The organism is Proteiniclasticum ruminis (assembly GCF_900115135.1).
GTDB classification, from domain to species: Bacteria; Bacillota; Clostridia; order Clostridiales; family Clostridiaceae; genus Proteiniclasticum; species Proteiniclasticum ruminis_A.
Map to the genome: position 1 here is coordinate 21,598 of NZ_FOVK01000005.1, position 13,094 is coordinate 34,691.

The 13,094-nt window shown below is 46.3% G+C and carries 13 protein-coding genes; 2 read left to right on the forward strand and 11 right to left on the reverse strand.

Annotated elements, in window-relative coordinates; all coding sequences use genetic code 11:
• Window positions 1–8: 8 nt before the first annotated feature.
• From BM243_RS08705 to BM243_RS15490, 3 genes are all read right to left on the reverse strand, one after another.
• Complete coding sequence (locus tag BM243_RS08705) at window positions 9–956, reverse strand: ROK family protein (RefSeq protein WP_074912120.1); 948 nt, start codon at window positions 954–956, stop codon at window positions 9–11.
• 166 nt (window positions 957–1,122) lie between these two features.
• On the reverse strand, window positions 1,123–1,518 hold the full coding sequence (locus BM243_RS08710) for a hypothetical protein (protein WP_074911992.1): 396 nt from the start codon (window positions 1,516–1,518) through the stop codon (window positions 1,123–1,125).
• Between the two features lie 46 nt (window positions 1,519–1,564).
• A complete protein-coding gene (locus BM243_RS15490) occupies window positions 1,565–1,699 on the reverse strand; it encodes a hypothetical protein (protein WP_278335452.1) in 135 nt (44 codons plus the stop codon).
• Window positions 1,700–2,000: 301 nt separating this feature from the next.
• Between BM243_RS15490 and BM243_RS08715 the strand changes: the two genes are divergently transcribed.
• Window positions 2,001–2,297 (forward strand): hypothetical protein, encoded by a 297-nt coding sequence (locus BM243_RS08715; protein ID WP_074911993.1) that lies wholly within the window; start codon window positions 2,001–2,003, stop codon window positions 2,295–2,297.
• Between the two features lie 111 nt (window positions 2,298–2,408).
• Here the strand turns inward: BM243_RS08715 and BM243_RS08720 are convergent, their stop codons facing one another.
• Both BM243_RS08720 and BM243_RS08725 read right to left on the reverse strand, forming a co-directional pair.
• Window positions 2,409–3,896 (reverse strand): UxaA family hydrolase, encoded by a 1,488-nt coding sequence (locus BM243_RS08720; RefSeq protein ID WP_074912121.1) that lies wholly within the window; start codon window positions 3,894–3,896, stop codon window positions 2,409–2,411.
• 21 nt (window positions 3,897–3,917) lie between these two features.
• A complete protein-coding gene (locus BM243_RS08725; RefSeq protein WP_074911994.1) occupies window positions 3,918–5,384 on the reverse strand; it encodes a tagaturonate reductase in 1,467 nt (488 codons plus the stop codon).
• A gap of 211 nt (window positions 5,385–5,595) precedes the next feature.
• On the opposite strand from BM243_RS08725, the gene BM243_RS08730 reads away from it, so the two are divergent.
• The gene (locus BM243_RS08730) at window positions 5,596–7,083 is read left to right on the forward strand and encodes a tagaturonate epimerase family protein (protein ID WP_074911995.1); all 1,488 of its coding nucleotides are present in this window, start codon (window positions 5,596–5,598) and stop codon (window positions 7,081–7,083) included.
• Window positions 7,084–7,168: 85 nt separating this feature from the next.
• Here the strand turns inward: BM243_RS08730 and BM243_RS08735 are convergent, their stop codons facing one another.
• From BM243_RS08735 to uxuA, 6 genes are all read right to left on the reverse strand, one after another.
• Complete coding sequence (locus BM243_RS08735; RefSeq protein WP_074912122.1) at window positions 7,169–7,648, reverse strand: YcxB family protein; 480 nt, start codon at window positions 7,646–7,648, stop codon at window positions 7,169–7,171.
• Window positions 7,649–7,656: 8 nt separating this feature from the next.
• Complete coding sequence (locus BM243_RS08740; RefSeq protein WP_074911996.1) at window positions 7,657–8,949, reverse strand: TRAP transporter large permease; 1,293 nt, start codon at window positions 8,947–8,949, stop codon at window positions 7,657–7,659.
• Window positions 8,946–9,473, reverse strand: coding sequence for a TRAP transporter small permease (locus tag BM243_RS08745; RefSeq protein ID WP_074911997.1), 528 nt, complete (start codon window positions 9,471–9,473; stop codon window positions 8,946–8,948). The genes BM243_RS08740 and BM243_RS08745 overlap by 4 nt, the downstream gene beginning before the upstream one ends.
• Before the next feature lie 131 nt (window positions 9,474–9,604).
• Window positions 9,605–10,678: a TRAP transporter substrate-binding protein gene (locus BM243_RS08750; protein ID WP_074911998.1), complete on the reverse strand. Its 1,074-nt coding sequence runs from the start codon at window positions 10,676–10,678 to the stop codon at window positions 9,605–9,607.
• 167 nt (window positions 10,679–10,845) lie between these two features.
• Window positions 10,846–11,523 (reverse strand): GntR family transcriptional regulator, encoded by a 678-nt coding sequence (locus tag BM243_RS08755; protein ID WP_074911999.1) that lies wholly within the window; start codon window positions 11,521–11,523, stop codon window positions 10,846–10,848.
• An 18-nt stretch (window positions 11,524–11,541) separates the two neighbouring features.
• On the reverse strand, window positions 11,542–12,624 hold the full coding sequence (uxuA, locus tag BM243_RS08760) for a mannonate dehydratase (protein ID WP_074912123.1): 1,083 nt from the start codon (window positions 12,622–12,624) through the stop codon (window positions 11,542–11,544).
• Window positions 12,625–13,094 lie beyond the last annotated feature (470 nt).

Below are 13,094 nucleotides of genomic sequence, written 5' to 3' on the forward strand. Positions count from 1 at the left end.
CGATGGCTCTACAAGGCTTCTGATAGAGCAACCGCCACAGCACCCAGCACTCCGGTCTTTTCCTTAAAGGAAGAGAGCCTGATTTCACAAGCCTCATACAGCAGAGGCAATGTATGTTTTTCTGTGTGGAACTTTACCCTCTTTAAAAAATCATCCCCGATGAAGGAAACCCCTCCTCCAAGGATCACCACCTCGGGATTCAGCATGGTGAGGACCTGGGAAACCGTCATACCAAGGTACGCGTAGGCTTCCTCCAGAATCTTTTCGGAAAGCGCATCTCCCATTTTTGACGCTTCATAGATCTCCCGGGTACCAAAGGCAGTCCCTTCCTTTATAGAAGATTCTTCACCACGGCTCAGCGCCCGTTCCATGGCCCGCCGTATGCCGGTGCCAGAAACATAGCTTTCCACATGTCCGTACTGTCCGCATCCGCAAAGGATGCTGCTGTCCTTCACAAGAGGCATATGCCCTACTTCAAAGGCTGCCCCCTTTACCCCCAGGAGAAGCTTTCCATCCACCATGGCAGCGCCACCCACGCCAGTGGAGACGGTGATATAAACAAGATTCTTTGTATTCTTCCGCTCCCCCAGATGATACTCCCCTAAAAGAGCCGCATTGCCATCGTTCTCCACCTTCACCAGCACTGGATATACCTTCCGGATAGCATCAGAAAGAGGATAGTTCTCAAAAGGAAGATTCGCTGCAGTGAGGATCATGCCTTCTTTCTGATCAATAAGTCCCGGTGCTCCTATACCGATTGAAAGAAGCTCCTCAGGCCTGATGTCTCCTTTTTTCATGACTTCTTCAATACTTTGCAGAATTCTTTGAAGCACTTTTTCTTCCCCTTCCTCTGCCAGAGTGGGAAGAACCGCCTCCTTCAAAATCTCTCCTTCTTCCGTTGCCAGTGCTGTATGGATCTTTGTGCCGCCAAGATCAATGCCTATGAGATATGCCATATCCACTTCATCCTTCCGATTCATAATTTACATTCTTGTATCCCCAAGAATTACCCTACTTTACATTGTAGCATATGAAAAATAAAAGCAGACACCTTTATCACAGGCATCTGCATCACTATTTACACGTTAAATATTTCTCATATGAATACAAGGCTCGTTCTCTCTACTCAAAATACAGTTTCAGCTCATAAGGCTCATAGAGAAAAACATCTTCCTTTTCGTGGATCCAGGTGCTTTCAGACAGACTCTCCATGCTGTATCTGGTTTTGCTCTTGGACAGGATCCTTGCAGACTTTCCTCTGATCTCCAGGGAGAGCCCTAAGGCCTCGCCTTTATGGATGATTGGAATTTCCCGGGTCTCCATGCCGGACTCCTGAAGCGGAACCCGAAGAACCTCTTCTCCATGCTGGGTCAGGACCACAAAGTTCTTCTCATATCTTCCCTTGGCTTCTTCTACCAGATAGTACGCAGAAAAAAGAAGCAGGAGAACCACCAAAGCCGGAATCATAAACCGGCATAGTCCAGTACAACGTATGCTTTTGGGCTGTTCTTTCTCCACGGGTGGCTTCCCCTCCTTTATCTGTTATTTTGTTTACGCTCTTCTTTTACTCTTCTTTCTTCTCCTCAAAGAAGCGGTCCAAATCATCCTCAGGCTTCTTTCTCATCTTCCGAAGCTTTGTTGGGACAAGAAGTAACAGTGCAAGCACCACAACGATACCCAGTCCAATATAAAACTCCATTTCACTACCGCCTTTCTTCTTTTGTTTCTCTATTTACTTCTACTTAATAAGCATATCATAGCGGTTCTTTGTAAAGGTTTCATAAATGTTACAGTTTCCGCCCATATACAGAACAGCATTTCACATTGATTCTCAATGTTTTTTCTTTACGCCATCACAGCACATGAATTTTTCTCCCTCCCATCAAACAGCAAAAGAAAAGAGTTAACGTTTTTTTCAAAGGTTTCTCACATTTTCATGGTAAGGTCTACCTATATAGTTTTTACAAATGAAAACGAAGATGAGACGAGGAGATGATATTTTGAACACAACACTATGTGAAGCCATTGATCAGGGAGAACTCATTGAATTCGAGTACGAAGGACTGGTGCGGATTGTGGAGCCCTACATCTACGGTGTCGGAGATAAAGGAGAGATCCTTCTGAAAGCCTTCCAGACAGGAGGGTTCAACAAGAAAAACGACAACAGCTATACCTGGGATATTTATCAGGTAGACAAAATGGGCACCGTTCAGTTCATCGGAAAAGGATTTAACCATGAACGGGCTGGGTACGAAAAAAATGACCCGCTGTTTTCCACCATTTACTGCCAAAGATAAGTTGACAACGGTTCCCCACTCTTTAAAAAAGACCTTCCCCTTGATGGAGAAGCCCTAGGCCTGGCATTCCATCAAGGAGAAGGTCATTTTTTTGTTTTTTTAGGAGATTTTCTATAGGGTGACCCCGGTTTTAAAGATGGAGATTTCACGGAATCCTGCTTCTTCATTATTCACAAGGGTTCCGCTGGCCACATCGATGATGTAGGAAATGAACTCCTTGGTCATGTCATCAGAATCCTTTCCGTCCAGCATCTGACCCGCATTGAAATCAATCCAGTGGGGTTTCAGATCATAGATTCTGGAGTTGGAGGAAATCTTCACCGTGGGAACAAAGCTGCCAAAGGGCGTTCCTCTCCCTGTGGTGAAGAGCACCATATGACATCCTGAAGCACCAAGAGCTGTCGCTGCCACCAGATCGTTTCCGGGTGCGCTCAGAAGGTTCAGTCCTTTCTTTGTGGAGAGCTCTCCATACTTCAGCACATCCGTCACCAGGGAGCTTCCGCCCTTCTGGGTGCAGCCCAGGGACTTGTCTTCCAACGTGGTGATGCCTCCGGACTTGTTTCCTGGAGAAGGGTTCTCATAGATGGGCTGTCTGTTGTCGATGAAATACTGCTTGAAATCGTTGATGAGATGCACCGTCTTCTCAAAGACTTCTTCATTCACCGCACGGTCCATGAGGATGGTTTCCGCACCAAACATCTCCGGCACTTCTGTAAGAAGGGTGGTGCCACCTTTTCCCACAAGATAATCCGAGAATCTCCCAAGAAGCGGATTTGCCGTGATGCCGCTGAATCCATCGGAGCCTCCGCATTTGAGACCGATCTTCAGTTCAGACACAGGCACTTCTACCCTCCGGTCTTCTTTCATGGCTTCATAGATCTTTGTGAGCGCACGGATTCCTTCTTCGATCTCATTGCCCACCTGCTGGGTCACGATGAACTGGACCCGGTCCTCATCCACTTCCCCCACGGCAAGCCTGAAGTCCTCCATAGTGTTGTTCTCACAGCCAAGGCCAAGAACCAGAACGCCTCCGGCATTGGGGTGCTTCACAAGATCCGCCAGAATGGTCTTGGTGTTTTCATGGTCATCTCCCAGCTGGGAGCAGCCGTAATTATGGCTGAACACTTCTATGGCATCCAGACCTTGTGGCTGAACGCGCTCTCTGAACTTCTTTATAATGAGCTCCGCTACGCCATTGACACAGCCCACGGTGGGCACGATCCACAGCTCATTACGGATGCCGACTAGACCATTTTTTCTGCGGTATCCAAGGAAAGTCTCCGGTCCGTCGAAGACTCGGTAGTCTTCCCTTTTAGGGGTATAGCGGTACTCCATGAGATCATGAAGCCCGGTCTTCACATTATGGGTATGCACATGTTCCCCTTTTCTGATGTCCACTTTGGCAATGCCAATGGAAAAACCATACTTCATGATGTCTTCTCCTGAGGCAATATCCTGCAGCGCAATCTTATGTCCCACAGGAATATCCGTGAGGGCAACCACCTTTTCTTCCCCCGCCTGAAGCTCTTCTTTTTCCACAACCGGAAGAAGCGCCACGGCCACATTGTCTTTTTCTGTGATCAGATAAAGTTTATTCATCTCTTCCATTTCTTTCTCCTTCTACAGTGTTTTCAGCGTGCTGATGACACCATCTCGTGTGATCTTCTCCAGATGCTTGAGAGTGGCTTCATAAAGCCCAGGCACTTCCAGAAGGTTTCTCTGCCAGAGATCTTCTTTTCCCAGCACGTCTTTCACAAGGTCTGGAAGAGCCATCTCTTTCCAAGCCTTTTCAAAATAAGCCAGCTTGTCCTCATCATCCTTCACGGGATAAGCTTCCCCATTTTCACGGACCCCCACATAGCCTTCTTCCTTTTTCTCCACCTGGTAGAACTTAAGAAGTGCCGCCAGGGAGAAGACCATTCTTTCCGGCAGTTTGCCGTTCTCTTTCTCAAAGTCCAGAAGAGAAGGAAGACACCTTGCAGTGAATTTAGATACAGAGTTTAAGGAGATATCCAGCAGTCTATGCTTGATGTAGGGGTTCCCAAAGCGCTCAAAAACCGCTTCTGCAAATTCCTTCAGCTCCTCCTTGGGCAGATCGATGGTGGGGATGATCTCTTCAAAAATGAGGCTTCTCAGGAATCCGTTAAAGGTTTCATCTTCGATGAACTGACCCACAAAGTCATGGCCCGCAAGATAGGCGGCCAGCACCGTGGAGGTATGTCCTCCGTTCAGGATCCGGACCTTTCTCTTCTTATAAGGACGCACATCGTCGGTGAAGATGACGTTGGCTTTGGTTTTGTGGATGGGGAAAAGCGACTCATATTTTTTAGGCGCTTCAATGACCCAGAGATTGAACACTTCAGAGGTCACCAGAAGGTTGTCCTCGTAGCCGAATTTCTCGTGGTATTCTTTTACTTCGTCTCTTGGATAGCCGGTGACAATACGGTCCACCAGGGTGTTTGCAAAATAGCAGGTCTCTTCCATCCACTGGATGAATTCTTCCGGCAGATTCCACTCCTTCGCATACTGAAGGACAATACGTCTCAGCTCTGGTCCATTGTTGTCAATGAGCTCCACCGGGAGGAAAAGAAGTCCTCTTTCCTTGTCTCCCTGAAAATGGTTGTACCGGTGATAAAGAAACTTCAGCACTTTGGCTGGAAATGCTTTTGGCAGCTGATCCTCCAAGACATCCCCCGCCACATAAGAAATCCCCGCTTCTGTGGTGTTGGAGATGACAATCTTCAGGTCCTCGCTTTCCGCCAGCTTCATATACCCTTCATAGTCCTCAAAAGGATTGAGTCCTCTGGATACAGAAGTGATGACTTTTGTGCGCTCCACTTTCTCCCCATTTTCCAGGCCTCTCATGATGAGGGTATAAAGCCCCTCCTGTTCATTGATCTTGTCCACCATGCCGAAGCTGATGGGCTGCACAAGAACGATGCTTCCCTCAAAAAGACCCTCTTCATTGGCTTCTTCCACCATCCAGTCACAGAAGGCTCGAAGAAAGTTGCCTTCCCCATACTGAAGGATCATTTCTTTTTTGTTTCCGTATTTCTTTTCCACAACATCTTTGATATTTTTTAGCATTTCATTTCTCCTTTTTCATCTTTGAATTTCATTGATTTTCTTGATTTCATTCGTCTTTCAAACAGAACACTCTTTCAGGTTTGACTTTACAGAAAGTTCTCAGTTTTTCTCCCTAATTTCAAAAGAACCAACGATTTCCTCCATGATTTTATTGTATAATAAAAGTGTAGATTATTAAACCTTTAATATTAAATGTTTAGGAGGATCTTTTATGAATTTACATCTTCTTCAGGATTTTCGGGAAGATACACTGAAATCATCCTACGAAAATCTCACTCTTTTCCCTGCTTCTCACACCTCCCATGGAGACACACGGATTCTTCTTCTGAGAGAGGAAGGCGCTTCTTACCTTCTGTCTTATGGTGCTGGCCCTCTTTTTGATGACCTTCAAGGAGATGTGACTGAAGGCGTTAAAATCTCCCCGGCGAACCATGAGAACAGACTCGTTTTAAACCGCTTCTTCCCCTACACAGCTCCTGTGGCCAATGTAGAAAAAAGAACTTCCATGGGTCTTGGGGACCGTCTGGGTCTTGCCACCTACGGCCATATCCATGCGCTGAAAGGCACCAAGGTATTTCCCATCTTTGCACAGCAGAGCATCCGGGAGCTGACCATGACAAACCGCACCTATGAGGATGTCATTGACGCAGCTGCCTACGCGGTATTTGCAGAAGGCTACACCAGCGGCTATGGTGCGGATGGAGACCACCTGAAAAGTAAGGCGGATATCTTAAAGGAGCTGGCCATCGGCGCCACCATGATCACCCTAGATTCCTCAGAAAAAATCGACAACACCATCCTGGACTTGGATCCAAAGACTTTGGAAGAGAGATATCAGCTTCTTTCAGAAGGGACCCGAGGCTACTATGAAAACCAGTATCTCGGAAAAGAAACAGACCTTCCTGGTCTTTCCTTGCCCATCGGCAAAGAGCAGCTCATGAGAGATGTGCTGACCTATGGAGACTCCATCTCCTTCATCCATGAAGTCTACGAAGAAATCATTCTTCCCTATGAGGCTCCGCTGGATTTTGAAATTTCCATTGATGAGACGGCGACCCCAACAAACCCCATTTCCCACTACATCATCGCCAAGGAGCTGAAGGACCGAGGCATTGTCATCAGCACCATGGCTCCCAGATTCATCGGAGAGTTCCAGAAAGGCATCGACTATAAGGGTGACCTCACAGCCTTCAGAGAAGACATTAAAGCTCACGTGGCCATCGCGGAGCATTTCGGCTACCGGATCAGTGTGCATTCCGGCAGTGACAAGTTCAGTATTTTCCCCATCGTGGCTGAAGAGACCCACGGAAGATTCCATGTGAAAACTGCTGGGACCAACTGGTTGGAAGCGGTGGAGGTCATCGCGGAGAAAGAGCCAGCGCTATACAGAAGACTCCATGCCCATGCCTTGCTCCGCTTTCAGGATGCTACAGCCCTCTATCATGTGACCACCGACCTTTCAAAGGTTCCTGCTCTTGACACTGTGGAAGACAAAGATCTTCCGGAGTATCTCAGAAATGACGATGCCCGGCAGCTTCTCCATATCACCTACGGTTATATACTGGAAGACAAAAATGAAAAAGGCGACTATCTCCTGAAGAATGACTTTTTCAAAGCTCTGGAAAAGCACCTCTCCCACTATTTCTTCCATCTGGAGGAGCATATTTCAAAGCATCTTCGATTTCTCTCTCTAAAATAGGTCAAAAAAATAACAGACCATATGAAAAAGCAGCGTCTGCATCTTTTGCAGCAGCTGCTTTCTTCATTTGAGGTCAATTGCTCCTTTAGTTTCTGCCTTTACCCAAATGGCTTTTGACAAAACTGTAGAGCGCTTCTTTCTCTTTTCCCAAAGTTTCATTGCTTAGGATATACCCTTGCCCCCCCGATGCAAAGATGATCAGGAGAAAAGGATACCGCTTGATTCCCTGGACTTTACTCCATCGGAGAATGGAACGTTGACCATTCTTCTCCACATGGATGCCTTTGTCATCCAGTCCGATGCTCATGCCCTTCGGCAGCCCGTCCACTTGCTTCTTCGCACGCAGGTAGATAAGGGTGGGCTGTACCAGTGTAAAGATGGACAGGCCAAGAAGAAGGAGAATCTTGAGGATCACATCCACTTGACTGAAGTAGCGGATGTTAAGAAGGATCATGGCCACGGTGAAGATGACATTCGTCACCCCAGCCATGGAATGATAAATATTGTACATGGAAATCTTCCACAGATCCTTCGCTCTGGTCACATAAGGAAATTCGTATTTCATGCCCATTCCTACTTAAATAAGGATGGAAGCCACATACTTGTCGCAGGGACAAATGTGATGACCAGCAGGGTCACAATCATCATCAGGAAGAACGGCATCGTTGCTTTTACAATCTTCTCCATAGGCTGCTTGCTCACAGCAGAGCCAATGAAGAGCACCGCACCTACTGGTGGTGTCAGAAGACCGATACCACAGTTCAGAATCATCATGATACCAAACTGGATAGGATCGATTCCGATGGACGTTGCAATGGGCAGAAGGATTGGTGTCGCAATCAGAATAATCGGAGCCATATCCATGATCATACCCAGAATCAGAAGGATCACATTAAGCAGCAGTGCCAGAATGATCGGGTTGTTTGTGAATCCGATGATGGCATTGGCTGCCAGCTGTGGCACATGAAGTCTTGTCAGCATGAATCCGAAGATGCTGGAGGTGGCAATGAGGATCAGTACGATGGAAAGTGTATTGATACACTCACCCAGCGCGTTCCACACACCTTTCCAGGTGAGGCCTTTGTAGATGAACACAGACACAATCAGGCTGTAGATGACAGCAATGGCCGCAGATTCTGTGGCTGTGAACACACCGCCTACAACACCTACCACAACAATGAGAACCGCTGCCAGAGCCCAGAAGGAGCTGAGCATCTGTTTAAAGAGCACCATCAGGCTGAATTTTGCGCCTTTTGGGTAATTTCTTTTTACCGAGATGAAATAAGACATGATCATAAGGGACACCGCCAGGATGGCTCCAGGAAGATATCCGGCAAGGAATAAGCTGCCCACGGAGATCCCGCCAGCTGTGGTGGCATAGATGACCATGTTATGGCTGGGAGGAACCAGAAGTCCTTCCACTGAAGAAGTGATGGTCACCGCTGTGGAGAAGTCCGCGTCATATCCTTCATCCACCATCATGGGGATCAGGATACTACCAAGAGATGCGGTATCTGCTGCTGCAGAACCGGAGATTCCACCAAAGAAGTAAGAAGCCACAACATTTACCATGGCCATTCCACCGCGCATCCAGCCTACAAAAGCATTGGCCAGGGCGATGAGCCTCTCAGAAATACCACCAGATCCCATGAGCACACCCATGGTGATGAAGAATGGTACTGCCATGAGACTGAAGGAGCTGATCCCTTTGACCATCTGCTGAGCGATGGTGGTCAGTGGAAGTCCTTCATAAAGCAGCGTGAACATGGACGCAAGTCCTACTGCGTAGGCAATGGGAAATCTCATGAAGATCATAAGAAGGAAGCTGCCCAAGAGTATTAAGATGGATATGGATTGTGCACTCATGATTTTGCCTCCTTTAATGAAGTGAACTTTTTAAAATGTCCCATCATGGACTCAGACAGGAAGAGAATCATGGCAAACCCTGCCAGGGGAATGGGGAAATACATCCAGAAACGGGAAAGCCAAGGCATACTTACATAAGTGCCCCTGGAACCAATCTTTATGGCATAATTCCATCCAACCACAAGCATCACGATGGCAAAAGCAAAGACAAAAAGGTCTGCAATAATATCCGAAACAATAATAGCTTTTTCAGGCAGATACTTGTCAAAAGCGGTCATCCTGATGTGGGCATTTCTACGGATGGCAAGAGCAGCAGAAAGTACTGCTGTATAGGACATCAGGGTAAGAACCACTTCCTCGCTCCACGCCGGATCCGGAATAAATTCAATATAACGACCTGCAACAGCCATGGTTGTAATTAAGATATCAGCAATCAAGAGCAGTTTGCAGAGAACCAGAACAAAATTATAAATCGCATCGTAGGCGTGCTTCACTTTGCTCGTAGCTCTAACTTCATTTTGCATAGGGAACCTCCTTCATTAATCTTTTGTGAAAAAAAAGTGCATAAGGGTTTCTTTCCTTATGCACTTTATGTCTTTCACATCAGATACAGGAAAAGAAGTTTCTTTTCCTGTATCAAACTATGTGTATAAAATTACTGCATGTCTAGAATCTGCTGATACAGTTCTTTGAAGTCCTTTGTTTCTGCTTCAACTACGTCCTTAACAGCTGCCTGCCATGGAGCAAGATCTGTAACTTCCACAACGTTTACGCCGTCAGCCTTCAGTTCTTCCAGAACCTTAGCTTCAGCTTCTGCGGAGATCTTTCTGTTGAACTCAGATGCATACTTACCAGCTTCCATCAGAATGTTCTGCTGCTCTTCGGTAAGACCGTCCCAAGCTTCGTCTGTGATGATAACCTGGATTGCACCAAGAGTATGTCCATCAAGAATCAGGTTAGGAGCAACTTCTGGGAATGCATTGGACTTGTAGTTTGCGATGGGCTGTTCAGCTCCGTCTACAACACCAGTCTGAAGTGCGGAATACAGTTCGCCGAAAGATACAACTGTTGGTGAAGCGCCAAGTCCGTTGACCATACCGTTCATAACTGGGTCGTTGGATACTCTCAGCTTCAGACCCTTCAGGTCTTCGATGCCATTTACTGGATCAACTGTGAAGAAATGACGGAAACCTTCTTCTCCATAGAAGAGTCCTCTTACGCCTGTTCCAGCATCGTGTGGCTCAAGAAGGAATTCTGGTGCAAGATCAGATGTAGCAAAGTTCCAGAAATGGTCTCTGCTTACGAAGGTGTAAGGAATGGAGAGAAGCTTGGATTTCTGTCCGCCGTATGGTGTCAGCGCAAATGCGGAGATACGGGACATGTCGATGGTGCCGCCGCCGCCGAGCATTGCATCCAGTACGTCGTTTTCGGATCCAAGAACACCTGAAGCCTGAATTTCGATCTTGATCTTTCCGCCGGAAAGTTCATGAACCTTGTCTGCAAACGCCTGGTCTGTCTGTCCAACGATGGTGTCCAGCGGATTAACTTCTGCATACACAAGTGTTACTTCTGGTTCAACTTCACCAGGCTCTTCAGCTGGTTCTTCCTCACCTGGCTCTTCAGCTGGTGTTTCTGGTGTTTCAGGAGCTTCTGGCTCCTGCAGTCCACATGCTGCAAGGCTTGCAACGAGTGTTAAACTCATGATCATGGCTAATAACTTCTTTTTCATTTTGTCCCCCTGTAAATTTATATTTTTTAATTGGTAACAACATTAAGATCCCTGATTCCTTATGGAATCTGTAGATGGTCTGTACTTCTTTCCGCCTGGCCTCACCTCCTTACATGGGATGGTCCCATGTTCCTCTACCTTTCGTGTGCACTAAACGTTATGATGCGCTACACAAAATAATCAGGATGGTCACGTCTTATGAGCTCCTCATCCACTTTATAACGGGATAGGTGACTGGTCATAAGTGCAACGGCTTCGATCTTGCTCTTTCTCATAATGGCATCCAAAATGGCACGGTGGTCGTCCAGGAGTTCCTGCACTTCTTTGTCTGTGAGCAGTCTCAACATTCTCACCCGGTCAAAGTGAATCATCATGCTGTCCATGAGGTGATAAATCTGCGTTTTCCTCGCGATGATGAAGAGCTGTTCATGGAACTCATTGTCCAGCTGGAAAAACTGGCGGAATGAACTGGAGTTGAGATAAATCTCCTGCATGCTGATGTTCTGGAGTAGGATCCTGTGATCTTCCTCCGTGGCTACCTCACATACCGTTTCCACCACCGCATTCTCCAGAACCAGTCTCATGAATCTGGCTTCATCCACCAGACTGTAGTCAATCTTGGAAATATAACTTCCTTTCTGAGGAAGAATATCTACAATCTGACTTTTACTGAGTTCTATGAGCGCTTCTCTTGTTGGTGTACGGGAGATGCCCATTTCATCGGCCAGTTCTTTTTCACTGACCATGCTTCCAGGCTGAAGCTTCAGGTTCACAATGTTCTTCCGCAAGGTGCGGAAGGCATAATCCCGAGCGGTTTCTTTACTTTTCCTTGCTGTGATTTCCATAGAAGTATCCCCTTTTCCCTATTTGTATCGGGTTTTCATTTTTGAGATGGCTTCCTGAAGACCCAGAAGGTAATTGGCCCCAATGGCTCTGTCATAGAGTCCATAGCCAGGTCTTGCTTTCTCGCCCCAGATCATTCTTCCATGGTCTGGTCTTACATATCCTTCAAAGCCCACTTCGTCATAAGCTTTCATGACTTCGAACATATCAAGGTCTCCGCAGCTGGACAGATGCGCAGATTCATCAAAATCTTTTTCCGTCAGATGCTTTACATTCCGTATGTGCGCAAAATGGATTCTGCCTTCTTTGCCAAACTCCCGGATCATCTCCGGAAGATCGTTCTTAAGATCCGAACCAAGGCTTCCAGTACAGAAGGTCAGTCCATTATAAGGACTCTTGTTGAGATCCAGGAACTTTCGGATGTTCTCCCTGTTTGTGATCACTTTAGGCAGCCCATAAAGCGGCCATGGCGGATCATCAGGATGTATGGCAAGTTTGATATCATACTGCTCCGCATAAGGAATCACCGTATCGAGGAAATATTTCATGTTTTCCCAGTAGGTTTCCTGGGTCATATTCTGGTAGAACTCAATATCCTTTGCCATGGCATCGAGACGTTCAGGTTCCCAGCCAGGCAGGCTGTAACCACGTGCTTTCTTCGCCATGACATCTGCCATGACTTTGGGATTCATCTTTAGCACTTCCTCATGACGGTAGGCCATGACCTGGCTGCCATCAGGCAGTTCCAGAGACAGATCGCTTCTTGCCCAGTCCATCACGGGCATAAAATTGTAGCAGAGCACTTTCACGCCCACTTTGGACAGATGCTCCAGAGTTCTAATGTAATTTTCAATATACCGGTCGCGGCTTGGGAGTCCTTTTTTGATATCCTCATGGATATTGACACTCTCGATGACTTCCATTTCAAGTCCCGCGTCATTGATTTCTTTCTTCAGAGATTCAAGCATCTCCAGAGGCCACACCTCTCCGACCGGAATCTTCGGCATACAGGTAGCGACACCTGTGACTCCTGGTATCTGGCGGATCTCCTTCAGTGTTACACTGTCATCTCCAAAGGGAAACCATCTTAAAATCATTTTCATTGCTGTTATCCCTTCTTTCCCTAAAAGGATCATTTTTGATGTTATCCTTTTCACAGGACCTTAACTAAAGTTTAACACTGGTATACTAGTGCGTCAACAGGTAAATTCATAAATTTAGGAAGTTTTTTTACGAATTGTACATTTTCCGGTGTATACCTTTTCACTTAATTGCGCAACATTCTTCAAATCGCTATAAACATTGCAAATCAAAAGAATACACCTTTTTAATCTTCTATGGTTTTATGAAATTTAATTGTGGAAACTCGAAAAAAACCGCGATTATGAACGAAATATGAAATAGCTCTCATAAACTCCAAATATTCGGATAATTCTTTGTAACGGTTTACGGGCAACGTTTTCCGCTACATTACTCTGACTTCCTTTAAACAAGTTTAATGAATATTTGTTTGTTTTTTGTTGAGAAATTCATAATGGGTGCACATATCGCTGAGGACACCACCCTCCTTTTT

What these genes read in the sequence shown, in the direction of transcription:
- BM243_RS08730 (WP_074911995.1), top strand. Translation starts at nt 5,596, where the DNA reads ATGAATTTACATCTTCTTCAGGATTTTCGGGAAGATACACTGAAATCA.
- uxuA (WP_074912123.1), bottom strand. Translation starts at nt 12,624, where the DNA reads ATGAAAATGATTTTAAGATGGTTTCCCTTTGGAGATGACAGTGTAACA.
- BM243_RS08705 (WP_074912120.1), bottom strand. Translation starts at nt 956, where the DNA reads ATGGCATATCTCATAGGCATTGATCTTGGCGGCACAAAGATCCATACA.
- BM243_RS08720 (WP_074912121.1), bottom strand. Translation starts at nt 3,896, where the DNA reads ATGAATAAACTTTATCTGATCACAGAAAAAGACAATGTGGCCGTGGCG.
- BM243_RS08740 (WP_074911996.1), bottom strand. Translation starts at nt 8,949, where the DNA reads ATGAGTGCACAATCCATATCCATCTTAATACTCTTGGGCAGCTTCCTT.
- BM243_RS08755 (WP_074911999.1), bottom strand. Translation starts at nt 11,523, where the DNA reads ATGGAAATCACAGCAAGGAAAAGTAAAGAAACCGCTCGGGATTATGCC.
- BM243_RS08750 (WP_074911998.1), bottom strand. Translation starts at nt 10,678, where the DNA reads ATGAAAAAGAAGTTATTAGCCATGATCATGAGTTTAACACTCGTTGCA.
- BM243_RS08725 (WP_074911994.1), bottom strand. Translation starts at nt 5,384, where the DNA reads ATGCTAAAAAATATCAAAGATGTTGTGGAAAAGAAATACGGAAACAAA.
- BM243_RS08745 (WP_074911997.1), bottom strand. Translation starts at nt 9,473, where the DNA reads ATGCAAAATGAAGTTAGAGCTACGAGCAAAGTGAAGCACGCCTACGAT.
- BM243_RS15490 (WP_278335452.1), bottom strand. Translation starts at nt 1,699, where the DNA reads ATGGAGTTTTATATTGGACTGGGTATCGTTGTGGTGCTTGCACTGTTA.
- BM243_RS08735 (WP_074912122.1), bottom strand. Translation starts at nt 7,648, where the DNA reads ATGAAATACGAATTTCCTTATGTGACCAGAGCGAAGGATCTGTGGAAG.